The 26,871-nt window shown below is 46.7% G+C and carries 22 protein-coding genes; 14 read left to right on the top strand and 8 right to left on the bottom strand.

Annotated features, from left to right (window positions below; genetic code table 11):
* The first annotated feature begins 29 nt into the window (after positions 1-29).
* Entirely contained in the window at positions 30-2,198 is a 2,169-nt protein-coding gene (locus QM657_RS08760; RefSeq protein ID WP_415066242.1) for a HelD family protein, read from the top strand.
* Here QM657_RS08760 and QM657_RS08755 read toward each other — a convergent pair.
* Positions 2,179-2,841, bottom strand: coding sequence for a hypothetical protein (locus tag QM657_RS08755; RefSeq protein WP_415066240.1), 663 nt, complete (start codon positions 2,839-2,841; stop codon positions 2,179-2,181). The two genes, QM657_RS08760 and QM657_RS08755, sit on opposite strands and share 20 nt — an antisense overlap.
* 149 nt (positions 2,842-2,990) lie before the next feature.
* Between QM657_RS08755 and QM657_RS08750 the strand changes: the two genes are divergently transcribed.
* Positions 2,991-3,968: an FMN-binding protein gene (locus QM657_RS08750; RefSeq protein ID WP_415066239.1), complete on the top strand. Its 978-nt coding sequence runs from the start codon at positions 2,991-2,993 to the stop codon at positions 3,966-3,968.
* 91 nt (positions 3,969-4,059) lie between these two features.
* Here QM657_RS08750 and tatC read toward each other — a convergent pair whose 3' ends face one another.
* Both tatC and QM657_RS08740 read right to left on the bottom strand, forming a co-directional pair.
* A complete protein-coding gene (gene tatC / locus QM657_RS08745) occupies positions 4,060-4,803 on the bottom strand; it encodes a twin-arginine translocase subunit TatC (RefSeq protein ID WP_415066238.1) in 744 nt (247 codons plus the stop codon).
* 10 nt (positions 4,804-4,813) lie between these two features.
* Complete coding sequence (locus QM657_RS08740) at positions 4,814-5,011, bottom strand: twin-arginine translocase TatA/TatE family subunit (protein ID WP_333650624.1); 198 nt, start codon at positions 5,009-5,011, stop codon at positions 4,814-4,816.
* A 238-nt stretch (positions 5,012-5,249) separates the two neighbouring features.
* Between QM657_RS08740 and QM657_RS08735 the strand changes: the two genes are divergently transcribed.
* From QM657_RS08735 to QM657_RS08695, 9 genes are all read left to right on the top strand, one after another.
* Positions 5,250-5,882, top strand: a complete 633-nt coding sequence (locus tag QM657_RS08735) for a ferredoxin-like protein (protein WP_415066236.1) — start codon at positions 5,250-5,252, stop codon at positions 5,880-5,882.
* Positions 5,883-5,898: 16 nt separating this feature from the next.
* The gene (locus tag QM657_RS08730) at positions 5,899-8,025 is read left to right on the top strand and encodes an aldehyde ferredoxin oxidoreductase (RefSeq protein WP_415066234.1); all 2,127 of its coding nucleotides are present in this window, start codon (positions 5,899-5,901) and stop codon (positions 8,023-8,025) included.
* 47 nt (positions 8,026-8,072) lie between these two features.
* Positions 8,073-8,759, top strand: coding sequence for a hypothetical protein (locus QM657_RS08725; RefSeq protein ID WP_415066233.1), 687 nt, complete (start codon positions 8,073-8,075; stop codon positions 8,757-8,759).
* Positions 8,760-8,834: 75 nt separating this feature from the next.
* A complete protein-coding gene (glp, locus tag QM657_RS08720) occupies positions 8,835-10,067 on the top strand; it encodes a gephyrin-like molybdotransferase Glp (protein ID WP_415066231.1) in 1,233 nt (410 codons plus the stop codon).
* Between the two features lie 30 nt (positions 10,068-10,097).
* Positions 10,098-10,715: an NUDIX hydrolase N-terminal domain-containing protein gene (locus QM657_RS08715; RefSeq protein ID WP_415066230.1), complete on the top strand. Its 618-nt coding sequence runs from the start codon at positions 10,098-10,100 to the stop codon at positions 10,713-10,715.
* A 307-nt stretch (positions 10,716-11,022) separates the two neighbouring features.
* Positions 11,023-12,123, top strand: coding sequence for an ABC transporter substrate-binding protein (locus QM657_RS08710; protein ID WP_415066229.1), 1,101 nt, complete (start codon positions 11,023-11,025; stop codon positions 12,121-12,123).
* 65 nt (positions 12,124-12,188) lie between these two features.
* The gene (locus QM657_RS08705) at positions 12,189-13,268 is read left to right on the top strand and encodes an ABC transporter ATP-binding protein (RefSeq protein ID WP_415066262.1); all 1,080 of its coding nucleotides are present in this window, start codon (positions 12,189-12,191) and stop codon (positions 13,266-13,268) included.
* On the top strand, positions 13,262-14,914 hold the full coding sequence (locus QM657_RS08700; protein WP_415066227.1) for an ABC transporter permease: 1,653 nt from the start codon (positions 13,262-13,264) through the stop codon (positions 14,912-14,914). Before QM657_RS08705 ends, QM657_RS08700 begins: the two co-directional genes overlap by 7 nt.
* A gap of 65 nt (positions 14,915-14,979) precedes the next feature.
* Positions 14,980-16,425 carry a phosphoglucomutase/phosphomannomutase family protein gene (locus QM657_RS08695; protein ID WP_415066226.1) on the top strand — a complete coding sequence of 482 codons (1,446 nt, stop codon included), beginning with the start codon at positions 14,980-14,982 and terminating at the stop codon, positions 16,423-16,425.
* A 64-nt stretch (positions 16,426-16,489) separates the two neighbouring features.
* Here the strand turns inward: QM657_RS08695 and QM657_RS08690 are convergent, their stop codons facing one another.
* The 4 genes from QM657_RS08690 to QM657_RS08675 all read right to left on the bottom strand — a co-directional run bounded on the left by QM657_RS08690 (position 16,490) and on the right by QM657_RS08675 (position 21,219).
* On the bottom strand, positions 16,490-17,254 hold the full coding sequence (locus QM657_RS08690; protein WP_415066225.1) for a response regulator: 765 nt from the start codon (positions 17,252-17,254) through the stop codon (positions 16,490-16,492).
* Between the two features lie 35 nt (positions 17,255-17,289).
* On the bottom strand, positions 17,290-19,011 hold the full coding sequence (locus tag QM657_RS08685) for a sensor histidine kinase (protein ID WP_415066224.1): 1,722 nt from the start codon (positions 19,009-19,011) through the stop codon (positions 17,290-17,292).
* Positions 19,008-20,021 carry an extracellular solute-binding protein gene (locus QM657_RS08680; RefSeq protein WP_415066223.1) on the bottom strand — a complete coding sequence of 338 codons (1,014 nt, stop codon included), beginning with the start codon at positions 20,019-20,021 and terminating at the stop codon, positions 19,008-19,010. Before QM657_RS08680 ends, QM657_RS08685 begins: the two co-directional genes overlap by 4 nt.
* 172 nt (positions 20,022-20,193) lie before the next feature.
* On the bottom strand, positions 20,194-21,219 hold the full coding sequence (locus QM657_RS08675; RefSeq protein WP_415066222.1) for a PTS transporter subunit IIC: 1,026 nt from the start codon (positions 21,217-21,219) through the stop codon (positions 20,194-20,196).
* 306 nt (positions 21,220-21,525) lie between these two features.
* On the opposite strand from QM657_RS08675, the gene QM657_RS08670 reads away from it, so the two are divergent.
* Both QM657_RS08670 and QM657_RS08665 read left to right on the top strand, forming a co-directional pair.
* On the top strand, positions 21,526-22,869 hold the full coding sequence (locus QM657_RS08670; RefSeq protein ID WP_415066221.1) for a CobW family GTP-binding protein: 1,344 nt from the start codon (positions 21,526-21,528) through the stop codon (positions 22,867-22,869).
* 17 nt (positions 22,870-22,886) lie between these two features.
* Positions 22,887-23,840: a GTP-binding protein gene (locus QM657_RS08665; RefSeq protein WP_415066220.1), complete on the top strand. Its 954-nt coding sequence runs from the start codon at positions 22,887-22,889 to the stop codon at positions 23,838-23,840.
* A gap of 82 nt (positions 23,841-23,922) precedes the next feature.
* Here QM657_RS08665 and QM657_RS08660 read toward each other — a convergent pair whose 3' ends face one another.
* Positions 23,923-25,326 carry a polysaccharide deacetylase family protein gene (locus QM657_RS08660; RefSeq protein ID WP_415066219.1) on the bottom strand — a complete coding sequence of 468 codons (1,404 nt, stop codon included), beginning with the start codon at positions 25,324-25,326 and terminating at the stop codon, positions 23,923-23,925.
* A gap of 192 nt (positions 25,327-25,518) precedes the next feature.
* On the opposite strand from QM657_RS08660, the gene QM657_RS08655 reads away from it, so the two are divergent.
* Positions 25,519-26,745 (top strand): D-alanyl-D-alanine carboxypeptidase family protein, encoded by a 1,227-nt coding sequence (locus tag QM657_RS08655; protein WP_415066218.1) that lies wholly within the window; start codon positions 25,519-25,521, stop codon positions 26,743-26,745.
* The last annotated feature ends 126 nt before the right edge of the window (positions 26,746-26,871 follow it).

The raw sequence follows: 26,871 nt of genomic DNA, 5'->3' as shown, positions 1-26,871 counted from the left end.
CCCATTCTAAAAGAGAGGTGATGTTGGTTATGGAAAACAACAATTCTGAATTGGAATTTGAACAAAAGAGGTTAAAACAAACCATAGCTTTAGCGGAAAAACAACTGAACCAGGCGAGAGAGCGCAATGAGGAGAATAAGTCAGCCATTATCTCGGCTAAAAAGGAACTGCGGGAAAACACGTCCCATTCCATAGGCAATTTATGGGGCAGTGAAGCATTTGAAGCTCTTGCGGATTTAAATCAATATGTGAATCCCATTACGGATAAGCTTGCAGATTATGAAGCAGTGGAAAATAAAATCATATTGCTGGAGAACATGATTCAATCACCTTATTTTGCCCGGATCGATTTTAAATTTGATGACGAGGATGAATTTGAAAAAATCTATATCGGGCGGTCTTCTTTAAAGGGGGACAATGGAAATGAGATATTCGTCTACGACTGGAGATCACCCATCGCCAGTGTATTTTACCGTTTTGTGACAGGGCCGGCCTTTTATGATGCACCTGGAGGAAAGATTACAGGGGAAGTGAGCTTAAAACGCCAGTATGAAATCAGGAAAAGCACACTGGAATATTTCTTTGATGCGGAAGTGCAGATCATCGATGAATTTTTGAGAAAACTGCTCTCCCAAAACACATCCACCCAGATGAAGGCCATTGTGGAAACCATACAGCGTGATCAGGATATGGTTATCAGGGACATGGAAAATGATCTGATGATGGTACAGGGTGTGGCTGGAAGCGGAAAGACCTCTGTTGCCCTTCACCGGGCTGCCTATCTGATGTATCAGGGGCTGTCCTCTAAGCTGTCCGCCAATAATATCATCATCATTTCTCCCAATACCCTGTTTGAACAGTATATTTCCCACGTATTGCCGGAGCTTGGAGAGGAAAATGTGCTCTCTGTTGTATTTGAAGAAATTCTTTCTGAGATTTTAAAGACTGAACAGATACAATCCAGAAATCAATTTTTGGAAAATCTGATTTCAAGCTCCCGTTACAGGGATATCATAAAGAAATCCATGGAATTTAAGACCTCTCAGGCATTTTTAGAAATATTAGAGAGGTTTATTGATGATCTGCCCTGCCGGTGGATTGAATTTGAGGATGTTTTTTACAATGGAGAATGTATTGTAAGCAAAGAAGCTCTGCGAGCAAAGATATGCGCGGGCGGGAAAGAAACTCTTCTGGGAACGAAATTAAAGCTGCTGGAAACGTATGTCCTGGATTTGGCAGGAGAGGCGAAGAAACGGTCTGTCAGCAGGCAGGAGGAGATGCTCATAAGGGAACGGACAGGAGGTTTTACGCAACTTCGTGTCAGAGAGCTTTACAGAAAGTTATTTTATGACAAAGAGTATTTTTACAGACTGGCAGAGGGAATAGAGCTTCCTGAGTGCATAGAGGATATTTTAATATTTACCCAGGAGAATTTATGCAGCCAGTTTCTGTTTTATGACGATGCAGGGGCTCTGGCCTGCCTGAGCCTAAAGATCAACGGAACCAGTAAATATAAAACCATCAGACAGGTGGTCATCGATGAGGCCCAGGATTATTATCCCCTTCATTTTGAGATTTTCCGCCTGCTGTTTTCAAAATCCAAATTTACGGTTCTGGGAGATATCAACCAGACCCTGGAAAAGAGTGAGGATTTATCCTTATATGACCAGATCGAAAGAATCTTAAATAAGAAAAAGACTTCTCTCGTGACCATGGATAAAAGCTTCCGCTGTACCAATGAAATTTTAAATTACGGAATGAGACTTCTTGGAGGCAGCTCACAGGTAAAGAGCTTTAACAGGAAGGGCGAGGAGCCTGAGGTCTATGAAATGGCTGACCAATCATCACTGACCGGCAAAATCATTTCAGAAATCCGGCTCTGCATGGAAAAAGGCTACCAGTCCATCGGATTGATCTGCAAGACCGAGAAAAATGCCGCGGCCCTGTTTAAACAGTTAAAGGGCAAGATGGATATTCAACTGGTAAACAGTGAGAGCAGTACGGATTTGCATGGCATATTCGTCATTCCTGTATACATGTCAAAAGGGCTGGAGTTTGACGCTGTCTTAATATGTGATGCTGACAGGGGAAATTATTACAGCCAGGATGACAAAAAGCTCTTATACATTGCTTGTACAAGAGCTCTTCACAGACTTAATTTATTCTGTACGGGAGAGGTCAGTCCTCTGCTGAATTGATTGATAAATTTATACCAATTTTTCCCGGAAGCTGGTCCTGAACAAATTCTGCAAAGGCAGCTTCATCCTGGGGGAGAACCACATCGGCATAGGCCATGACAGCCTCTGCCGTAGGCTTGATGGAGGAGGCAGTGCTGCTTTGGATCATAATAAAGCAGGCTGGCTCCACAGAAAGGCGGGCGCTGTTGGATTCACACAGGATAAGAGCTCCTTCGGGAACTGCTTTTAAAGCTTCTTCCAGGGCCTCTCTCACGTGTTCTTTTAATGATCTGATCAGATAAACATGTTTGGCTCCGGCCTTTTTCATCACCATGGTGTCCTTGTTTCCGGTCCCGTTTTCTTCGGTTATATCAAAGCAGCCTTTCAGCCCCTTGCATATCCCGCAGCCATGTCCCCCTCTGGGGCAGATGTCTTCGTGATCTCTTACGGTAATCAGCTTAAATGCGATAATGGGTACTTTATTCTGAAATGCGTTGATAATCTGGAGGGCAAGGGTCGTCTTTCCGCTGTTGCGGCCTGTGGCTCCTATTAATATCATGCGTTTTGCCTGCAGAAGATTCTGATTTTCTGTGCTCATGGGTGCTCCGATCTGGTTTTTGCCTGGTTGGGATAAGTGATTTTTTCCCTGCTGTTTTGATTTCACAATGGGTTTATTATAGCATTTTTAATCGGCAAATTCAACCGAGGAAAATTTTGTCATAATTTTAACGAAAATTCTTTACATATGACGGACTGTTTGATATCATTTTAATATAAGGGGTTTGATGTCTAACATGTGTAGGAGATGAGGGTATGCGGAAAAAAAGATATGATCAGGTCATTGGCGCAGGGGTGATGTGCATACTGTCCCTGGGAACGATTTTTACTGCGGAGACAGTGAGAAAGCAGGCAGCAGCGGCTTTTAGCGGCATAGTGGCAGATATCTCCGGATTGAACGGGGACCGGTATCAGGTAAGAGAATTACATACACTGGCTGACGGAAGTTATGTGGTATACGGAACTGCAAAAGGGTTTGCGGGTGATATTGAAACTGCCGTTGTCTTTAATGAGACGGGAGAACATATTTTAAATCTGGCTGTCACATCACATGGAGAGACAGCAGGCATTGGAACCAAGGCGACGGAAAACGGATTTTTAAGTCAGTTTCAGAATGTTGCGGCACCTGTAAAAGTGGCTGATTTAGCGGTTCTATCCCCGGTCGGGGGTACAGCAGGAACTGCAGGAGAAGGGCGGGCAGCGGCCCTGGCTGATAAAAACTATAATCCGGCACAGTGGAATCCTGAGGACACTTCACCGGAGGCAAAGGCCATGCGCATTTTGTATGAGACAGGTCTTTTGAAAAGCTCCTATGAAGGGGAGAGGCTGGAGACTCCTGTTGCTGATCTGCCTGTAGAAGGAAAGGCCATGCATGCCTTATATGAGGCCGGCCTTTTAAAGAGCTCTTATGAAGGGGAGAAGCTGGAGACTCCTGTTGCTGATCTGTCCGCGGAAGGAAAGTCCAGGCACGCCTTATATGATGCCGGTCTGCTGGCAAGTTCCATAGAAGGGGAAAAGCTGACGGAGCCGTTTTCTGATCTGTCTGCGGAAGAGCAGGCAGCGCTGAAGCTGGAAGAAGCAGGGCTGGCAGTAAGGAAAGTGGAAGAACCGGCAGGAGAGCCTGTCACTGTGACGGATGTGGATGCCGTATCCGGCGCTACCATTTCCTCTAAAGCAGTTGCAGCAACCATCAACAACGGATATTTCTTCTTAAAGGAAGAGGTATTAAAATAATCTGTGAAACCAGAAGTGTAAAAGAGGCCTTGGGCCCGCGGCTGATTCAGCCGGGGCCCAAGGCCTCTTTATGTTGTAATGAATTCACGGATCAGGCATTGCTTTGTTCCAGCAATTCTCTTTTCTCTCTGTACTTGTGAACCAGGATGCAGATTCCCATACTTAGTTCCAGCAGGATTACCATGGGAATGGCCAGCAGTACCTGGGATACCACATCGGGAGGGGTGATGATTGCTGCAATGATAAAGATGATCAGAATCAGCACACCGTGGCTTTTCTTCATAAAAGCAGGCTTTAAAATGCCCAGCAGGGACAAAAGGAAAACGAGAACAGGCAGCTCAAAGACGGCGCCAAAGCTCAGCAGTGTGGCATTGCAAAAAGAAACGAAGTTTTTGATCGATACGGCAGAGGTCACTGACTCTACGGTAATCCTCATAAAAAAGTCCAGGGTAATGGGAAGGGCTACAAAATAACCGAATATTACTCCGGAGATAAAGAAAAAGAATCCGAAAAACAGGGACAGGAGAACGTAAATCTGCTCTCTCTTATAAAGTCCCGGAGATACAAACAGCCAGATTTGCAGAACCGTTATGGGAAAGCATAAGACAATGGCGCAGGTCAGGGCCAGTTCCAGGTATGCCATAAAGGGTTCTGAAGGCGTTAAATATACGAGCTTCATTCCTGGATTCAAATTTAGTATGTATTGGATCAGAGTTCCCATAAATTGATAGCAGATCATGGCTGCACCGATATTAACGACCAGTATGATGATCAGTCTTTTTCTCAGGGCAGCCAGGTGTGTTACCAGGGTGTCGGTCTTTTTTGCTGAATCCATATCTTCCACCTTAAGCGTTTTTCTCGTTTTCCGGGGTATCCTCTGTCAGGCTGTTTATTTCCTTCTTCACATCAGCAGTTCCTTTTTTGAATTCCTGGATGGCCTGGCCTAAGGAACGGCCTACCTGGGGGAGCTTGCTTGGACCAAATACGATCAAAGCGATGCAGAGAATCAGAATTAATTCAAAGGGACCTAATCTTCCAAACATAATAATTACCTCATTTCTCAAAAATAGAATTGGTTTCTTAGTTTCATTATACCTTAGATAAATTTCAAAATCAATGAATTTTTCGTTATTTACCGATAAAATGTTAAAATAATAACGGGTAAATATTGACTAACTGTCTATAAAATTATACAATAAAACTATCAAAAATATTGCAAAGTATCGGGTTTTACTGCAATATGAGGGTAAAATATATATAATTACCGGATTGGAGGGTTTTATGTCTGATGACGTAAAGAAGGGGTTTTTTGACAAAGAAATGACAAGGAGGCAATTCTTGAAAATTTCCGGAAAAAGTCTGGCAGGACTGACAGTTTCTGCAACAATGCTTTCCCTGTTTGGCTGCTCCCAGCAGGAGGTAGAAAGTGATCAGGTATCTACCTGGGCACTTCCCCAGGGGCTGCTGGTGGTAAATACCGCAAAGTGCACCGGATGCGAGCGGTGCGAGATCAACTGTACCTTGACAAATGATCAAGAGGTATCCACCTACATATCAAGGGTAAAGGTGAGCCGCAATCTGCACATTCACGGAGAAGAAGGAATGTACAACGGCAATTTTACATATTATCCGGACACCTGCCGCCAGTGTAAGGACCCTGCCTGCGGAAACGCATGTCCTGTAAAAGCCATCGGCACCAATAGTTTGGGAACAAGGATAGTGGATGAAGAAAAATGTATCGGATGCGGAGCCTGTGTGGAAGCCTGTCCATGGCATATGCCCACTGTGAACCCGGAGACAAATAAATCGAGCAAATGCATTGCATGCGGAGCCTGTGCGGCTGGATGTCCCAGCACTGCTCTGGCTATTATCCCCTGGGATGAAGTGACTGCGGCAGCTCAGGCGATAGCATAAGGAGGGACTGTATATTATGGCGACATACGGATGGGCTGGGAATATTCTTCGTGTCAACTTGACCACAGGAAATATTTCAATTGAAGACTCAACAAAATATCAGGAATACATCGGCGGTATGGGTATGGGATACCGGATCATATATGAGGAGGTTCCCTTAACCACGCATCCACATGATGAGGCATCTAAAATTGTTATGGGAGTAGGCCCCTTGACCGGTTCCAGCGTACCATGTTCCGGAAGAATGAACATTTCTCTTTTATCCTCATGGTCAAAGGGAAATTCCATTATTGATGCCCATATGGGAGGACATATTGGACCGAGAATCAAATATGCGGGATACGATGCCATCATCGTGGAAGGAAAGTCCTCCACCCCGGTATACATTAAAATCGATGATGATAAAGTGACCATAGAGAATGCCTCCCATATTTGGGGAAAAGGCACTTTTGATGCCAACCGGATTTTAACAGAGGAAAACGGCAGGGAATTTGAGACAGCGGTCATCGGACCGGCTGGCGAGAACCTGGTCAATTATTCCACCTTAAACACCTCCTTTGGAAACTCTGGCGGGGGCGGTGTGGGCTCCGTCATGGGAAGCAAGAAGCTGAAAGGCATTGTGGTCCGGGGTACGGGTTCTGTAAAGGTTGCCGACATTAACAGGGTAAAAGAGCTGAATGAATACATGTTAAAGGATTTAATCGGTGCCAACAATAACCACAACGTTCCTGCAGTTCCCCAAAGCTGGGCGGAGTATTCTGCCGTAGGCGGAAAGAACCGCTGGTCAGGCGCTCCCGGACGCAGATGGGAAAAAGCAGAGGGCGGCCCCATTGACATGGGAGAGCAGCCATGCGGCGATGTGAACCGGATTGCATACCGCACCTTAAAGGGCGTATTCGATCACGGCGAAGTGGCATCAAATTACATAATAAAGCAGGGAGGCTGCAGCGCATGTCCAATCCGCTGCTACACCCAGTATGAGATGGACCCTCTGGCAGATTATGATTTGCCTGTTTACGTGTCCAATACCTGTGTCCCCGTTCTTTATGGAAAGATGTTCTATCCAAGCGGGGTAAAGGATTTTGAATATGAAGGCGACGCCAACCTGGTGCTCAGCGGAGCTTCTTCCCGCGCCCAGGATGATATGGGACTGTGGTGTAATTATGCCAACCTTCAAAGGGACTTTAACTGGTTATGCGTATCCGGAAAGATCAAGGAAGTGCTTCCCCAGGCAGAGTACGACAGCCTTCCATGGGAGTGGGAGAAGAGCGGAGATCCCCGCTGGGCAGTGGAGATCATACGCCGCATTTCCTATAAGGAAGGGGAGCTCGCCACAATAGGCGAGGGAACCCTTGCCATGGTGGAAAAATGGAACTTAGGAAAAGAATTTTTTGATGCCATCAATTCCAATAACACCAACATCACCTATAACGGATATCCAAAGCACCATGCCAACGAGGATTCCGGACAGATCGGTATGTTATTTAACCTGATGTATAACCGCGACTGTATGATCCACCATCTGACCAACGTGGAGAACTCCGGCGCTCCTTACGAAGTGACCAAGGCCACTATGGAAGGCTTTTTCGGAGAGGGATGTTATGACAATAAAAAGGCTTACAAGCCTATGAACCGCAATAAGGCAAAGCTGGCAAAATGGGCGTTTAACGGGAAACAGTTCCATGACAGCGCCACCTTGTGCAACTGGATGTGGCCTATGACCCAGTCTCCCTCCAAGGATAGAAATTATGCGGGTGACTTGAATCTGGAAGCGGATTTCATGGCAGCGGTTACTGGTGTGAACTATACGAGAGAAAGCCTTGAATTCGCATCAGAGCGCATTTCCCAGATGCTTCGTGTTATGACGGCGATTTCCTTTAACATTCATTTCGGAGATACCAATTTACGGGATACCCATGATGCCATTCCTGAATGGGTGTTTGAACAGGACCCGGATTTTGCAGCTTTTGAAGAGGGAACCTATAAGATGGACCGTGCCGATATGGAGCTTGCAAAGGACTATTTCTATGAGGAAATGGGCTGGGATATTAAGACCGGCATACCGACGAGAGCCACTCTTGAAAAATTCGGTTTGGGAGATATGGCTGATGATCTGGCTGCCAGAGGAATCCTTCCGGCATAAAACGTGGTTTTTGCTTCAGGAATTGATTGAATGAAAGAGGTTTTCGTATGCTGTTTGGAAGAAAGAAACCGGGTTTTGTAAAGATTGAAGAAATTGCCAAGGCTGCAGGTGAGGAATCAGATAAGCCGGATTTGCTGGAATATCTGACCTCCCTGCCTGAGGCAGAGGATGAGTTTGCTGAGTTTGCAGAATCAAACGATCAGGAGCCGGAGGAAGAGGGAGAAGAGATGACGGAGGCCGGGAGGCTGGCAGATTATATCCGCATCCGTTCGGGAGCCGGAAGTCTGACCGGATATTCTTCTTTAAAGGAAGAGATTGAAGAGGCGGACCGGCTTCTTGAAGAAATCAGAGAAGATGAGAATTGTAAGGATATTGCATGTAAGGAAGGGAAAAAGGACCGGTATTATTACTCCCAGCAGAACATGAGCGACAATTATGCCATGATCGCGGCTCTGGTGGAGGATAAGGATCTGGCGGCTACCATGGTTCATATGGTGCGTTTTAACAGCAAGACCTATCCTGCGCCTACACCTCTGTCTTATTTTGAACGGCATCCTTACTATGCCACCAAACCTCAGATTGAACGGGCTTATCAGGTTTTATCCGGCAGGGAGGAAAACGGGGATATTCAGCGTTTTACCAATAACCGGAATTCTGATTTTCTGTTTTCTACCCAGTCTCTGTCGCCGAAGTACGCAAAGGCGCTGGCTCACGAGGATGACTTTGCCGATTAAATGGGATTTTTGTTTTTTCTGCCTTTTCTGTGAAAAGAGAAGGCAGTTTTTATTGAAAAGGGGAGGAATGAAAATATGACCACAGAACGGACAGGGATTGAGCTGGAAGAGGCGGTCACTCTGATATTGGACAGCCTGGCAGAGCTGGAGCGGACAGAACTGGTTCCCGCTATGGAGGCAAACGGGAGAATACTGGCTGAGGATGTGTATGCTCCTTTTGACATTCCTCCCTTTCACCGGTCTCCTCTGGATGGGTTTGCTCTCCGGTCAGAGGATTTGCTGGGGGTCTCCAAAGAAAATCCCAGGCCGGTCAGAATCATTGATACCGTTTATGCGGGGGACTGGTGCAGTCAGAAGGTAGGGCAGGGAGAGGGCGTCCGCATTATGACGGGAGCCGCCATACCGGAGGGAGCTGACTGTGTGATCAGGCTGGAGGATGTGGAAGATGGAACTTGCAGGGAAAGGGATGTGATACAGGTAGACAGGGAACTGGCTCATAATCAGAACTTTTGCTTTCAGGGAGAAGATGTGGCAAAGGGGACACCTGTGCTTCACAAGGGAATGAAGCTGACTTATGTGGAACAGGGGATATTATCCTCTTTGGGAATGGAAGAAGTGAGGGTGTATCACACGTTAAGGGTGGCCCTTTTTTCTACAGGAGATGAACTGATTCTGCCCGGAACAGAATTGAGGCCGGGGAAAATATATGATTCCAACTTATTCCTTCTGTACGCAAGGCTTTGTGAGTTTGGCATCAGGCCGGTGACAGCAAAGCCTCTGCCTGACCGGACGGAGGAGGTTGTAAAAGCCATAAGGGAGAGCTGTAAAACGGCAGATTTGGTGATTACCACCGGAGGCGTGTCAGCAGGGGATAAGGACATATTTCATGAAGTGCTGCCTGCACTTGGGGCGAAACGGATTTTCTGGAAGGTGAATGTAAAGCCCGGCACTCCGGCCATGTTTTCTATATATGAAGGGACGCCTATGTTTCATTTATCCGGCAACCCTTTTGCGGCAGCCACTACCTTTGAATTGCTGGTAAGGCCTTTTCTTGCGAAGGCAGGACGGGATGAAGGCTTGTATATAAACAGGATAAGGGCTATACTGGATGAAACGTTTACAAAGGGAAGCAAGAGCAGGAGATTTATCAGGGGAAAAGTGAAAGAGGGGAAGGTGATCATACCTCCTTCCGGTAAGCATTCCTCCGGTATGCTGGCCTCCATGTCAGGATGCAACTGCCTGATTGACATACCGGCAGACAGCGGGAGGCTTGAAAAGGGCAGTGAGGTTGAAGTCCTGCTTCTCTGACCATCAGGAGGAAAGGGCGAGGGGAGTGCAATGTCTGATAAAAAGTGGCTTGATTTGGCAGTGGAACTGCAGGCAATCGCACAGAATGGATTATGTTATGTGAGGGATTGCTATGATAAGGAAAGGTATGAAAGAATCCGGGAGATTTCTGCGGAGATGATCAGCGCTTATTCAGAGGTGCCTGTTGAAAAAGTGAAGGATTTATTCTGCAATGAAACCGGATACCAGACGCCTAAGATCGATTCCAGAGCCGCTATTTTCAGGGATGGCAGGATTCTTCTGGTAAAAGAAAACAACGGGACGTGGTCCCTGCCCGGAGGCTGGGTTGATGTGGATTTATCGGTGAAAGAAAACATCATAAAAGAAGTGAAAGAGGAAGCCGGTCTGGATGTCCGGGTTGATAAGGTCATTGCTGTGCAGGACAGGGAAAAACACAATTTGCCGGTCTATGCCCATAAGGTCTGCAAGATATTTGTGCAGTGCTCTGTCCTTGGAGGTTCCTTCGCGGAAAATTTAGAGACAACGGACAGCCGGTATTTTTCACTGGATGAACTGCCTCTGCTTGCCACCGAAAAAAATAATGCAGAACAAATCCATATGTGTTTTCAGGCGTATGGTGACCATGGGTGGAAAACCCTGCTGGATTAACTGCGAAAAGCTTCATATCAAAAATTTCAGACTGCCGGCCTGCTGATTGGGCTGGCAGTTTTTTATAGTTATTTATTCTATATTGCCCAGTTTCATTTCCGGAATCTCTATAAAACTCTCATATATCCCAAGATGAATTGATGTGGAAAATATAAAATCTGTTAATATGCATAATTAACTTGATTGAAATGTCAAAAAAATATACGTTATGTCATAATAACAAATAAAATGTAAGCAAATTACATGGAAAATGCAGGATGTAAAACGTATAATTGATTTATAAAACCAGAAAAAAGGAGCGATATTTATGAAAAAAGTAATTGGCAGTTCACTGGCGGCATTGATGATCTTAAGCTTGGCTGCATGCGGCGGCACAAGCAAACCGGCAGAAACAGCGGCCCCAAGTGCAGCTTCAAGTGCTGCGGAGACACAGGCCCAGACGGAAGCGGCAGGAGAGAAGAAACCTGAGGATTACAGCGGAAGCGTAGTCGTTTATTCCCCTCACGATGCAGACCCCTTAAACGCAGGTGTGAACCAGTTTATGGAAAAATATCCAAATGTAAAGGTTGAAGTGGTTGCAGCAGGAACAGGAGAGCTGACCAACCGAATCGCGGCAGAATCAGCTAACCCTATTGCAGATGTTTTATGGGGAGGCGGAGCGGATTCTCTGGCAGCATTTAAAGAGTACTTCACTCCTTACGTATCAGAGGTCAACGACAGCTTCATTGACGCAGCTTATAAAGATCCCGACGGACTGTGGATCGGAGAAAGCCCCCTTCCAATGGTAATCTTTTATAACAAAGAACTGATCGAAAAAGACGGCCTTACCATTCCAGAGACATGGGAAGACTTGATCAGCCCGGAATGGAAAGGTAAAATCGCTTACTGTCTGCCTTCTAAGTCCGGTTCCGCTTATACCCAGCTTTGCACCATGATGCTTGCACATGGCGGCAAGGAAGAGGGATGGAACTTCATACAGAAGCTGTATGAAAATCTCGATGGCAAAATCGTGGACTCCTCCAGCAAATGCCACAAGATGGTAGCAGACGGAGAATTCCATGTTGGTATTACCATTGAAAAGTCTGCTGTTAAGTATGCAGGTGATGATAAGGTTGGATTTGTCTATCCTAAGGATGGAACTTCAGCCGTTCCCGATGGAGTTGCTTTGATCAAAGGCTGCCCCAATGAGGAAAATGCAAAACTGTTTATCGACTTCGTTCTTTCCAAGGAATGCCAGGCCGAGCAGAGCCAGAGCTGGGGACGCCGTCCTGTAAGAAATGATATGGAAGTAGGAGAAGGTATGGCTAAGTTAAGCGACCTGATCTTAGTTGATTACGATTTTGACTGGGCAGCAAACAGCAAGGAAGAGATTATAGAAAAATTCAATGATATTATGGTGGAAAATTAATCATCATGCAAAAGGCGGGGACTGGAAACAGTTTCTGCCTTTTGAAAAAGGAAGGGAGTAAGGATATGAGCCATCAGGTTTTAGTTAAAAAAGCAGTAAAAAAGTACGGTGACTTCGTTGCGCTAAACGGGGTGGACTTGGAAATGAACCCAGGGGAATTTTTTACTCTCCTTGGACCGTCGGGATGCGGAAAGACAACCCTGCTTCGCATGATTGCCGGTTTTAACAGCGTGGATGGGGGAGAAATCTATTTTGATGACAAGCTTTTAAACCATGTGGAAGCCCACAAAAGAGGGATTGGCATGGTATTTCAGAATTATGCCATTTTCCCGCACTTAACCGTAGAAGAAAACGTAGCATACGGACTGAAAGCAAAAAAGGTTCCCAAGGCTGAAATTGAACGGCGGGTGGATGAAGCCCTGGACCTGGTGCAGATCAAAAAGCTGAAGAACAGAAAGCCCAATGAGCTTTCAGGAGGCCAGCAGCAGCGTGTCGCTTTGGCGAGGGCCTTTGTCATTGAACCCAGTGTCCTTTTGATGGATGAGCCTCTTTCCAACCTGGATGCAAAGCTCCGTGTGCAAATGAGGACGGTAATTAAAAAGCTTCAGCGCAGGCTGGGGATCACCACCATTTATGTAACCCATGACCAGGAAGAGGCGCTGGCGATTTCCGACAGGATTGCAGTCATGAAAGACGGAAATGTCATGCAGGTGGGAACTCCCGAACAGATTTACAAGAAACCGGAAAACACCTTTGTGGCAGGCTTTATCGGAGTTTCCAATTTTATTGATTGTCAGGTGGAAGGGGAAAGCGGTAATCAGGCGGCTCTGACTATAGGCGCGGATTACACAGTTTCTGTCGGCCTGAATAAGTCTTTTAAGGGAAAGGGCATTATTTCTGCCAGACCGGAGCAGTTGTTCTTTGACGAATCAAAGGGGCTTAAAGGCACGGTTGTCATCTCCACCTTTTTGGGAGACTTTATTGAATACGAAATCGAACTGGAAAATGGACAGATTTTACAGTTGAACGAATATACCAAGGATTCAGAAACACTGAGAAAAGACGGGGAAACGGTTTATGTGAACTTTAAGCCGGATGCGGTAAATGTTTATGACGCAGAGACCATGGAGGTGATTTCGTGTTAAAGAATAAAAGACTGGATTTCTGGTTTTGGATCAAGGTGGCCGTGCTTTTGTTCATGGCAGTATTTTTGATCTATCCTTTTATCACCCTGATTACCAGAAGCTTCTTTTCCGGCAAAGAGCCGGGGATCACGCTGGCCAATTACATCAGGTTTTTTACAAAGAAATATTACTACTCTGCTTTAGGACGAAGCCTTCAGGTGTCGGTGATCACCACATTTACCACCATGGTTGTGGGAATTCCCATGGCTTATATCCTCACCCGGTATAATGTCTGGGGAAAGAAATTGATACATATTTTCATCATCATGAGCTTGATGAGCCCGCCTTTTATCGGCGCTTATAGCTGGATCACCTTATTTGGCCGTTCCGGACTGGTTACAAGGTTTTTTGCAGATTCCCTTGGGATTGTGCTGCCGAGTATTTACGGAAGGCTGGGAATTATTCTCGTATTTACCTTTAAGCTTTTTCCCTACGTTTACCTGTATACCTCCGGAGCCATGGGAAGCATTGATTCCAGCTTGGAGGAGGCAGCGGAAAACCTGGGAAGCAATAAGATGCGCCGTTTGCTGACAGTGACCATTCCGGTCATCATCCCTTCCATATTGGCAGGCGCCATCATGGTGTTCATGACCAGCCTTGCAGATTTTGGAACTCCCATGCTGATTGGAGAGGGCTACATGGTGCTTCCGGTTCTGGTTTATAACGAGTACATGAGTGAAATGGGAGGAAATGCCCATCTGGCAAGTGCCCTGTCCGTTATTGTGGTGCTGTGTTCCACAACTGTGCTTCTGGTGCAGAAGTTTTATGTGTCCAGAAAAAATTATGTGATGACCGCCATGAGGCCGCCTCAGGAAGTGCAGTTAAAGGGCTGGAAGCGTTTTTTTGCCACCCTGCCTGTGTGCATCATTACATTTATCGGCATTCTTCCTCAGATCGTGGTAATTGTCAGCAGCTTTGTGAAAAGCGATTTTACGGGATTTCAAAAGGGCTTCAGCCTTGGAAGCTATATGACTATTTTTAACCGTCTTGGAACCAATATCCGCAATACCTTTACCTTTTCTTCTATTGCCATTGTGTTCATTGTCATCATCGGTATGCTGATTTCCTATATCGTTGTCAGACAAAAGGGCTGGTTTGCTCAGGTGATGGACCTTTTGATCATGTTCCCGTTTGTTATACCGGGAGCAGTTCTCGGTATCAGTTTGATCGTTGCATTTAACAAGCCTCCGGTCATCCTTACGGGCACTTCCCTGATCATGATTATTGCCTACGTGGTGAGAAAGCTTCCTTATACCGTGCGTTCAGGAAGTGCATTTCTTCACCAGATGGACCCCAGTGTGGAGGAAGCTTCCATTAACTTAGGGGTATCTCCCATGAAGACATTTTTCAAGGTGACGGCCAGATTAATGGCTCCAGGTGTGCTGTCCGGTGCGATTTTAAGCTGGATTACCTGTATCAATGAGCTGTCTTCCAGCGTTATGCTTTACAGCGGAAAGACCAGCACCATTTCTGTGGCTATTTATACGGAAGTAGTGAGGAACAGCTACGGTACGGCGGCGGCTCTGGCTTCCATTCTGACCATCAGTACGGTGATTTCCCTGCTGATATTTTTAAAGGTGAGCAAAGGAAGGGTATCTGTCGTTTAAGAAGCACCCTGCGGGTATACCATGATGCCCAGAAAGCGTGGGCAATAAATAGGGAAGGAGATCCTATGATACAGTTTGGAACAGGCGGCTGGAGAGCGATTATTGGCGAAGGCTTTATGAAAGAAAATATACAGAAGCTGTCTCTGGCCCTGGCCATGAAGATGAAGGCAGAAGGGGTAGAAGGAGAAGGCATTGTCATCGGATATGACAGGCGTTTTCTCTCCAAAGAAGCGGTGATATGGGCCAGTGAGGTATTCACAAAGGAAGGAATCCAGGTGTGGTTCGTAAACCGCAGTTCACCGACCCCATTGATTATGTACTATGTGATGAAGCATAAGCTCCATTATGGCATGATGGTGACAGCCAGTCACAATCCGGCCATTTACAACGGCATAAAGGTGTTTACCTATGGAGGAAGGGATGCGGATGAGGAGCAGACAAAGGACATTGAACGTTATCTGGAACGGGCGGAGGAAGAATACGTTTTAGACCCCTCCGAAGAGGGAAAAATGCCGCCCTCCAGTTACTTAAAGTCCATAGAAGCAGGAACCGTAAAGGAGATTCACCCCTTAAATGAGTATCTGGACCGGATTATTGAAATGATTGACATGGAGGCCATACGGAAACGGGATTTGCGGGTGGCCATTGACCCCATGTATGGAGTGAGCTTAACGGCTTTAAATACCATCCTTTCCGCGGCCAGATGCACCATAGAAACCATCAATGCCCAGCACGACACTCTGTTTGGAGGAAAGATGCCTGCGCCTACGGAAAACACCATGAGAAATCTCCAGAACTATGTGCTTGACCGTTTCTGCGACATTGGAATTGCAACAGACGGAGATGCGGACAGGCTGGGAGTCATTGATGATAAAGGAAATTTCCTTCACCCCAACAAGATTTTAGTTCTGCTTTACTATTATCTTTTAAAGTACAAGGGCTGGAAGGGACCGGTTGTCAGAAATCTTTCCACCACACATATGCTGGACCATGTGGCGGAATGTTTTGGAGAAACGTGTTATGAGGTTCCAGTGGGCTTTAAACATATTTCTGCAAAGATGCAGGAGACAGGCGCTATAATAGGAGGGGAGTCCTCCGGCGGTTTGACGGTAAAAGGGCATATTCACGGCAAGGATGGAATTTATGCTGCCGCACTTTTGGTGGAAATGATTGCCCTGACAAAAAAGCAGCTATCGGAAATCTGGTTGGAAATTAAAAAAGAGTATGGGGAGCTTTTCATGCTGGAGAGGGATTACCGTTTTACTCCGGCAAAAAAGGAAGAGATCGAGCATCTTCTTATGGAAGAGAAAAGACTGCCTGAAATCCCCTTTGATGTCAGTCAGGTCAGCTATATGGACGGCTGTAAGATTTATCTGGAAAACGGCGGCTGGATCAGCGCCAGATTTTCGGGAACAGAACCTCTTCTCAGAATCTTTTGCGAAATGGAGAAAGAAGAGGACGCTGTGAAGCTTTGCAGGGTCATGGAAAAGTTTCTGGATGTGGAATCTTAAGAGCAGTAAAAGGAAAGAGCGTTATCAGACAGGCGGGCAATCGCTGTTTGATAACGCTCTGTTTTTATTGGCAGCGGTCCTGATACTCAGAAGGGGAAATCCCCACAATCTTTTTAAACTGCACGCTAAAGTATGCGGTATCCGAGTAACCAACCTGATCTGCCACCTCATAAACCTTGACACGGCAGTTTTCCAGCAGCTTCATAGCCAGCTTGATACGGTAGAAAATCAGATAATTGCTGAAGGTATAGCCGGTTTCTTTTCTGAAAATACGGCTTAAGTAGCCTTCGCTGATTTCCAGATGCCTGGAAATTGTGCTGATGTTGATATCTTCAATATAGTGATGGGAGATGAACAAAAGGGCTTCCTGCACGTATCTGCTAAAGGAATCTGGGTTAAAATCCATGGAAAAAATTTCCGGATTTAACCCTGGAGGCGGCTCCTTGGAGGAGGGCGGGCTTTGAGAGAGGATGAGCTGGGAAATGGCCTGCTCTAAATCCCCATCCTTTAAGGGCTTCAATAAATAGTCGCTCACCCTCAGACGGAGGGCGCTTTGGGCATACTTAAAATCCCCATGGGCGGTGAGAATAATAAATTTGGAAAGGGAGCCCGTGTCCCTCAGCTTTTTTATCATTTCCACCCCATCCATGCGGGGCATTTTTACATCAGTGATGACGATGTCCGGATTTAGCTGGAGGGAGAGAGTCAGTCCTTCTTCTCCGTTGGCAGCCTCCCCGATCAGCTCACAGCCAAGTGCGGCCCAGTCCGTCGTTAGTGCAATGCCTTTGCGCACCACAGACTCATCCTCTACAAGTATAACACGATACATAGAACACCGGCCTTTCTCTGTTGATTTTGATATAGTTATCCCCGTTCTAAGGGAAAAATCAGGGTTACGGTAGTTCCGCCCTCAGGGTTTAACTCCGCGTGTAAGCCGTATTGCTGGCCGTAATAAAGCTTTAAAATCTGGATGATATTATACAGGCCAAGGTGTCCGGTCCGGTTCTTCGGGGCCGGGCTGTTGATCCAGTCAATGATTTCCTGGCTCATGCCTCTTCCGTTGTCTGTCACAGCGATGAGCAGCACCTTTTTTTCATCCTGCTCCGTTTCCGTTCCATAGATGCAGATATAGCCTTGGGAATAGTCCTCCAGGCCGTGTAAGATGGCGTTTTCCACCAGAGGCTGGAGGATCATTTTGGGAACCAGACAGTCTTCCAGTTGGTAGGGGATTTCCTCTTCATATACAAAGCGTTCCGTAAACCGGATTTTTTGGATTTCGATATAGGATTTTATGGTTTCCAGCTCCTGACGCAGGGTGATAAAGGCGGAGGAAGAAATGCTGCTCCGGAGAATTTGCGCCAGATTTTCCGCCAGCACCGGAATCTGTGGATTTTGATTGATTTTCGCATTCCATTTGATCGTGTCCAGTGTGTTATAGAGAAAATGGGGATTAAGCTGGGTCTGATACAGCTTTAAGCTGGTTTCATTCAAATCTTTTTGCTGCCTGATGGCTGTTTCCAGATTTGACTTTAAATCCCGCGTCATCCGGTTAAAGCTTTCGATCAGACGGCCGAGCTCGTCGGTTCTGTTGGTGGTTAAGTGAATGGTCAAATCCCCATCCCTGACCTTTTTCATGGCCCGGTCCAGATTGCTGACCGGAAGGGAAATGCTCCGGCTCAAAGCCAGGGAAACCATGAGGCAAAGCCACAGACAAAACAGTGCGATGGCAATGCTTACGGTCTTCATGGTTTTTATTCCGCTGGCGCTGATCTGGGAGCCTTTTTGCAGCAGTATGGTGTATCCGTACTTGGGGCTGCTGATGCTGTCGTATAAGAATCTTCCCGCGTCCGTCCCGCTCCTTGCCTGGGTGATGATCTGGCTGATTTCATCCGGGCCGTACTCTTTTTTTGTGCAGTAAACGGGATTGCCCAAATGATCCAGAATGATAAATGTGTCCTTGTCGGAATAATCGCTGTACAGAATCCGGCTTAAATTATCGTGGGTGAAGTCAAGGACTAAGTAACCGGTTCTGGCTCCCTCAGGGTTTTCCAGGGAACAGGCAGCCTGGAGCACCAGGCCGGGGATTTTATTTAAGTAGGGGTCTGTCCAGTAATACGCCATGTTCCTGCTTTGAGAAGCTTTTTTCAAAATACCCCAATCGCGGGGCAGGTATTCTGAAATCTGGTTGTTGCTTTCCGTGGTAAAACGCAGAAAGCCTCCGGCATCGTAAAGGCTGAAACTGATGGAGCTGTATGTTTTCTGGACGGACTGGTAAAGGGATAAGTATAAGTCTTTTTGAACGTCAATGCTGCTGTTATCGAGCATTGTCCGGTAAGTGGTGCTGTCCCAGGCCAATTCATAGCAGGAGGATTCACAGGAAGAAAAGAGCTGGTCGATCTGGTCCCTTGCGTCCTCCAACTGTTTTTTTGTAGAAGTGACTGACTGGCGGTTTAAGGAGGCTTCAAAAATTTTGACTACAAAAACACCTGAAAATAAAAGCGGAATCATGGCGACGAGAAGGCAGCCAAGAAAGATCTGTATGTTAAATGGGAGCTTATAAACCGGATTTTTGAACAAACCAATCACCGTCCTTCTTCAGCCGTATTTTTCATCAGGGACCGCCAGTTGTTCATGGCAGCTTCCCGCAGGGAAACAAATGTCTGTGAGTCCTGATAGGTGCCTGTGACAGCCAGACCGGAGTGGACTCCCTTTCTTATGGGCAGGCGGTTTAATTTGTTTGATAAAAGGCTTTGTACGTCCTTGCTGACGGTGAAATCGATGAATTCCTTTGCCGGGCCCAGATGTTTACAGCCCAAAATCAGGGCAGAGCCGTAAAGCTGGGAATAGTTCCCCTCTTTTGGATAGATGTAATTAATCTCACCGCCTTCTGATTTCACCTGTTCAGCCAGCGTGTCCAGAGTCACTCCGAGAGAGTACTGCCCGTCGGTAATGGCCTGATTGACTTCCTCCAAAGAGGCGTAGAGAGGGGCGTTTAAGTTTTTGGAAAAAGCGTTTAAATACTCTTCGGGATTTTGGGAAGCCTGGGAAGCGCAGACCAAAGCGGCGGAATAGATGTCTGAGGCTTCGGGATTAAAAAAAGCAATTCTGCCCTTCCAGGAAGGGTCCAGCAAACTTTCCCAGCTTGTAGGCACTTCGCGGTAGGTGACAACCTTGGTGTTGTATACAATTACCGTCTGGAGGGAGCAAAAGCCTGTCCAGAGCCGGTGGGAGGGGGAGGTATTTGAAAAGAGAGCGGATGCATCAGGGCTTTCATAGGCTTCCCAACTGTCCTTGTAATGTTCCAGATCAGAGGAATGGATGCCAAACACGGCATCATAGCGGTCAGCCAGGGTGTTTTCTTCAATATAATGCTTTAAGTCCTGAAAGGTTCCTGCCTCCACATGCACCTTATATCCGGTCCGTTCCTGATATTCTTTTACGATTGGTTCGTATATGGATTTTTCCTGACTGGTAAAGACTGTCAAGTCCGGGGTATCCGGCGGTAAGATGGCGGAAGGCCGGGGTGAGCAGCCAGATATGGAAAAGCTTAAAAGCAAAAGACAGACGTATAATTTTTTTATGGACAGGCGGGGCATGCGGTTTTATCCTTTCTCTTAAGTGAAGCCAATGGATAAAATTAGAATATCATAAAATCTGAAAATAATCCAGAAGCAGGGGAGAAAAGAGAAGCTGGCTGAGAAAATAATGCAAACAGGTATCCTGGCCGGCTCATAAAAGCCTTTCAGGATACCTGTTCATGCTGCGAAATTATTTTAAATCCAGCTTCAAATCTCCGAATTTGATCCATCCGGCTTTTCTCAGTATTTCACCGAAGAAAAGAGAGAGGGCGGCGGGAAGAAGAAAGCAGATAAATAAAATTCCCAGCCACGTATTGAGGCTGTTTCCCATGGCGGTGAAAACTCCAATGGGCCCTACCAGTCCGCATGTGCCCATTCCTGCTCCGGTGGGGATGTTTTTTAAACGGAATACCATGGTAGCCAGGGGGCCGGTTATCATGGAGGTCAGGATAGGAGGAATCCATATCCTGGGGTTTTTTACGATATTTCCCATTTGCAGCTTGCTGGTGCCAAGGCCCTGGGCGATGAGACCGTTCATCCCGTTTTCACGGAAGGAGAGGACGGCAAAGCCGATCATCTGGGCGCAGCATCCGGCTGTAGCAGCTCCTCCGGCCAGACCGTCAAGGGATAAGGCAATGCAGATGGCGGCGCTGCTGATGGGCAGAGTGAGAGCGAGTCCAATGAGCAGAGACACTAAAATTCCCATGAGAAAGGGCTGCAGCTCTGTGGAGGTTTTTACGAGAGAGCCAAACCAGTTCATGAATCCGGCCACTCCAGGTCCTATGAACTGAGCAGTCAGGATGCCGGAAATGACGGTCACTCCCGGAGTTACAAGGATGTCCAGAGGTGTTTCCTTTGAAACGATTTTTCCCAGTTCCGTACCGACGACTGTTGCACAAAAAGCGCCCACCGGGCCGCCGAGAGCATAGCCTGCAATTCCGGAAGCCGCACCTGAATAGAGTACCAGAGGCGGAGCATGAAGGGCATAGGCGGTTGCCACGCCAAGGGCCGCTCCTGTGGCGCCTTTGGCATAATCTGCTACCACATTGAAAATTTCGATGCCCGTATGCTGACCTAAAGTTCCCAGAATGGTTCCGATCAAAAGGGATGCAAAAAGGCCAAATGCCATAGCACCCAATGCATCAATGAGATAGGTCCTGACGGTAAGTGTGACGTTCTTCCTTTTTAGGAATTCCTTTACGCCGCTTTTTTCCATAGTGAAAATCTCCTTTAAATTGTTGGTGCACACATTTGACCTTTGTCAAAGCAGTTGTCATGTATTTTACCACAAATTTGTAAAAATACAAGTTTTTTGCGGAGGTTGATAATTTTTAGACAATAGGTGCCGTAAAAACAGCGTACCACGGCTTGACTTTGCATAAGGTTTGTGACACAATAAAAGGGTTGCAGATTCGTGTAAAATTATGCAGATTGGACTCATCTGCTGGAGGTTTTTTTATTTATAAGAAAGCCTGTTATGCCGCAGATGGTGTTTATGGAAAGAATAGAGGTGTATTTTAATATGACAAAGATTGATATTATCTCCGGTTTCCTTGGAGCCGGAAAGACGACTTTTATTAAGAAGTTACTGCAGGAGGCCATTGTAGGCGAACAGGTGGTCCTCATTGAAAATGAATTCGGAGAGATCGGCATTGACGGAGGCTTTTTAAAGGATGCGGGCATAGAAATCCGGGAAATGAATTCCGGCTGTATCTGCTGCTCTCTCGTAGGTGATTTTGGAAAATCTCTGGAAGAGGTTTTGACGAAATACCATCCGGACCGCGTTATCATCGAACCGTCTGGAGTCGGAAAATTATCGGATGTCATGAAAGCTGTCATCGATGTGGCTTCTGAGCTGGAGGTGACCTTAAACAGTGCGGTGACCATTGTAGATGCGCAAAAATGCAGGGTGTACCGGAAGAACTTTGGAGAATTTTTTAACAACCAGATTGAAAATGCGGGGACTGTTGTTTTAAGCCGTACGGATATGGCTGCTGCCGAGAAGGTAAATCAGGCTGTTGAAATTATCCGTGAGCTGAATCCCAAGGCTTCCGTTGTGACGACTTCATGTGAAGAATTGAGCGGAAAACAGCTTTTGGAAATCATTGAAAAACCGGATACAATGGCAGCGGACCTTATGGAAGAGGTGAGAGAGAAGCGTCACCGTCATGAGGGAGAAGGGTGTGGATGCGGTAAGGGTCACGGCCATCATCACAAGCATGGAGAGGGCTGCGGCTGCGGCCATGGCCATCATGACCACGATGAGGAAGGCTGCGGTCACGGTCATCACCACCATGATCATGAGGAAGAGGGCCACGGCCATCACCACCATGATCACGATGAGGAAGAGGGTCACGGCCATCATCACCATGATCATGAGGAAGAAGGTCACGGCCATCACCACCACGATCATGAAGAAGCAGGCCACGGCCACCATCACGGTCATGAAGGAAAAGGCTGCGGTCACGGCCACCATCACGATCACGAAGTAGAAAGCTGTGGCTGCGGTCACGACCATCATGAACATCACCACCATGAGCATGGAGAAGGCTGCGGCTGCGGCCAGGATCACGATCATCACCATGCTGATGAAGTGTTCACCAGTTGGGGAATGGAAAATGTGTCTGTCATGACAAAGCAGCAGCTTGACGAGATTCTTGACGAGCTGGCTTACGGAGACCGTTTCGGAGAAGTTCTCCGGGCCAAGGGAATGATTCCCGGTGAAGAAAAAGGAACATGGCTTTATTTTGACCTGGTGCCGGAACAGTATGAGATCCGTAACGGAATGCCGGAATACACCGGCAAGGTTTGTGTGATCGGCGCAAATCTGAAGGAAGAAGAACTTAAAAAAGCCTTTGTAAAGTAAGGCGAATGGAGGAAGTCATGAGCAATATCAATGAAATAAACGACGACTTTATGCCGGTATTCCTCATCAATGGCTTTTTGGAGTCAGGAAAAACCCAGTTTCTTCAGTTTACCATGGAACAGGATTATTTTAAGGCTGACGGAAAGACGCTGCTGATCGTCTGCGAGGACGGAGAAACAGAATACGATGAGGAGCTTCTGAAACGGAATAAAACAGAAGCCGTATTTATAGAAACCATGGCTGAGATGACTCCGGACAGGCTTTTGGAGCTGGAGCTGCTTCACAACCCGGAGCGGATTTTAATCGAATGGAACGGCATGTGGAACCAGGATCAGTTAAAGCTTCCTGACGACTGGAAAATTTACCAGCAGATCACATTGATCGATATGTCCACCTTTGATTTGTACTCTGCCAATATGAAGCCGCTTTTATATGCCATGGTCAGGGATTCGGAAATGGTCATCTGCAACCGCTGTGACGGAATAGAAGATTTGTCCGGCTACCGGCGCACTCTTAAGGCCATGTGCCTTGGGGGCGAAATTATATTTGAGGATTCTGAGGGAGAGGTTTCCGAGATTGCCGACGAAGACCTGCCTTACGATATCAATGCCGATGTGGTGGAGATATCTCCGGAGGCTTACGGAATCTGGTACATCGACTGTATGGAACGGCGGGACCGGTATGAAGGAAAAACAGTGGAGTTTACAGCCATGGTTTTAAAATCTCCGGAGTTCCCAAAGAACTACTTTGTCCCAGGCCGCATGGCAATGACCTGCTGTGAGGATGATATGACATTTTTAGGCTTTGTCACAAAAGCAAGAGAGGCGAAGTCCCTGGAAACAAAGCAATGGGTTCGTGTCAGAGCCAAGATCGCATATGAATTCTGGAAGGATTATGACGGGGAAGGACCTGTGCTTCATGCAGATTCCGTGGTTCCTGCCCAGCCAATTCGCGGATACGTCCAGTTTTAACATATTAAAAAGGAACGCTGCTTCCATCGATGAAAAGTCATCTGCGGAGCAGCGTTCCTTTTTTATGTTCTTTTACCGGAGTTTACATCGGAGGTACGGGTGTGGGCCGTGCCGGATCAAATACATCAGGCACATTGAATAAATCCTTTAATCCGTCCGGATAATAATACATCCGGTAACCGTCTAAATTCCTTCGTCCCTGGCGGAAGTAGTCAGAGCCTAACTGAACCCATGCCGGTTTGCTGGCATCCACGTTGCAGTAATAGCGAAAGCCCAGAGATTTTAAATAAGCAAAACGGGGGTTGTCCCCTGCATAGGGAGTCCAGTTTCCGATGTCGCTTCCAAAGGGGAAGAGGATGATATCGGTGGGGCCGATGAGTGATTCCACGTTCCGCTCCCATTTGTCAGAATCCGTTTTAAAGTGTTCCATGGAAATCTGTCCAAGATTCCGGTGGCCCCAGCTATGGGAGGCCAGTTCCCAGCCGTGATCTTTTAAAGCCTGGGCTACCTTTGCGGCCATTTCCCTGTCAGCCTCGTAGTTGGGATTGGTGTCCTTATAGGACTCGTCTGTCCGGTATCCCAGGATTCCGTTGTATCCGGTAAATGCCAGGATTCCGCGGGCGCCCTTGTAGGAAAAGTCCGGATGTTCTCTGATGAAGCTTTCCAGGATGGGAACCAGGTCATAATCTCCTACGGAAATGCTTCCATCCTCCATTTCCATTTCACAGGTGGGATAGCCGTCTTCTCCGATGATCATGCGGGTGGCGAAGCCGTCTCCCTTCATGTATTCATAAAAGCATACGTCATCCTGGGAAAGAACAAAGGCTTTTTTTCCTTCCGGCAGCATAATGTCCCCGTATACAAATTTTGAATTTCCGTTCCCGTCTGTTGTTTCATAGGCCAGGTCATGAATTTTCACCAGAACGTATCCCTTATCATACATGGATTTCATGATTTTGAGAAATTCCGACTTAGTGGTCATTACCTGATTATATCCGGCTTCCTTGGCGTCTCCGTCAAATGCCTTTGCCGTATCCATAACAAGGGAGTGGAAGAACACATGAGTGACCTCCTGGGGATTGACACGGACCAGAGTGCTTTTTGTGGTTTCATAGGTGCTGATGGCAGAAAGGACTTCCTCTTCTGCGGCATGAGCGGAATCTGCTTTAAGCAGTTCAATGGCCCCGTCATAATCGTACTGAACGGCAAGAGCCTCTGCCTGAGCCAGAAGGGCATTCAAAGCTTCCTTTGGGTCTGCAGTGGTCTGCTCCTCTGTTACGGGGATGGTGGTTTCATTTTCAGGGGGGTTCTGTGAAACAGAAGAATCAACGGGCAATGCCTTGTCCTTAAAATTTTTATTAAAGGTAATCCCGCAGAAAACTAAAACAGCAATGATCAGAAAACCTACTAAAATGATGGCTGCAATGTGCAGTCCACGGCTGCGGCTTTTGCCAGGGTTCCGGTCACGGAAATCGTCTAAACTCATAACTTAACCTCTTGATTTTTGTAATATTAGGGGAGGGCAAGACAGGCTTTTTTCCTTCCCTGTAACAGTATAGCATATTTTTCGGGAGGATGAAATCAAAAGGTGTCAATTTTTTTTGGAAAAAATGGCATATGTATATGAAACAATCCCATACAATGGTATAAACGAATTGATCAGGGGATCGTGTAAAACATGAAGAGAGTTACGGCGTTTATCTTAAGCTGTTTTCTGCTGTTTTTCTATTTATGCCTGCCCGCGGCAGCACAGGAGCCGGATATGGCGGCAGCCTCGGACATGATTATTCACGCAGAGGAGGCAAACACTTCGGGCGGCCCGTCCCTCCAGTCTCCCAGCGCTGTTTTAATGGAAGCATCCACCGGACAGATTATTTTTGAAAAAGAGGCAGATGTGAAACGGAGTCCGGCGAGCATTACCAAGATCATGACTCTGATCCTGATTTTTGACGCTTTGGAATCAGGTAAAATCAAAATGACCGATGAGGTTGTTACCAGCGCTTATGCAAAGTCCATGGGAGGTTCCCAGGTATTTCTGGAAGAGGGGGAAATTCAGACTGTGGAAACCCTCATTAAGTGCATTGTCATAGCTTCCGGCAATGATGCTTCCGTAGCCATGGCAGAATACATAGCAGGAACAGAGGATGAATTTGTGCGGCTGATGAATGAAAGGGCAGCGGGCCTTGGCATGGTTAACACCCATTTTGAAGACTGCTGCGGACTGACGGATTCCACCTCCCATGTGACCACTGCCAAGGATATTGCAATCATGTCAAGGGAATTGATCAACAAATATCCTCAGGTCCATAATTATTCTACCATATGGATGGAGAATATCACCCATGTGACAAAGCAGGGAAGCAAGGAGTTCGGACTTTCCAATACCAATAAGCTGTTAAAGATGGCCACAAATTTCACGGTAACAGGCTTAAAGACCGGTTCCACTGCTCTGGCGAAATACTGTCTTTCCGCCACTGCGGAAAAAGACGGGGTCCGCCTCATCGCTTCCATTATGGCAGCGCCCGATTATAAAATCCGGTTCGCCGATGCCCAGACGCTGTTAAACTATGGGTATGCAAACTGCAAGCTGTATGAAGATAAGGAAATGGTTCCTCTTCCTGAGCTGATTGTAGATAACGGCGTAGAGGATCAGGTTCCTTTAAAATACGGCGGTTCCTTTTCTTATCTAAGTCTTAAGGGGGAAGACTTTAATGCAATTGAAAAGAAACTGGAACTGCTTCCTTCTATTTCAGCTCCGGTGGAGGAAGGACAGAACGCGGGAGCTCTGGTCTATACTCTGGGAGGCGAAAAAATAGGAGAGGTGCCGATTCTGACGGCCCAGGAAGTCAAGGAAGCCGGATTCTTCGATTACTTCAGACGGCTTTGGAGGGCATTTAATATGTAAGGGAGTTTCATGGATATAAATTTTAAAATGTCAGGAAAAGAGGTGCTGCATTGGCAGCGCCTTTTTTCATTTGCCGAAATATGTGAAAACAGGAATATTTGTGTGGTGATTTTCTCTCTGAAGTGT

This window comes from Lacrimispora sp. (genome assembly GCF_047605665.1).
In the GTDB taxonomy this organism is placed as follows: domain Bacteria; phylum Bacillota; class Clostridia; order Lachnospirales; family Lachnospiraceae; genus Lacrimispora.
Note: the sequence above shows the minus strand (reverse complement) of the source record. Positions and strands in the feature narration are given on the sequence as shown.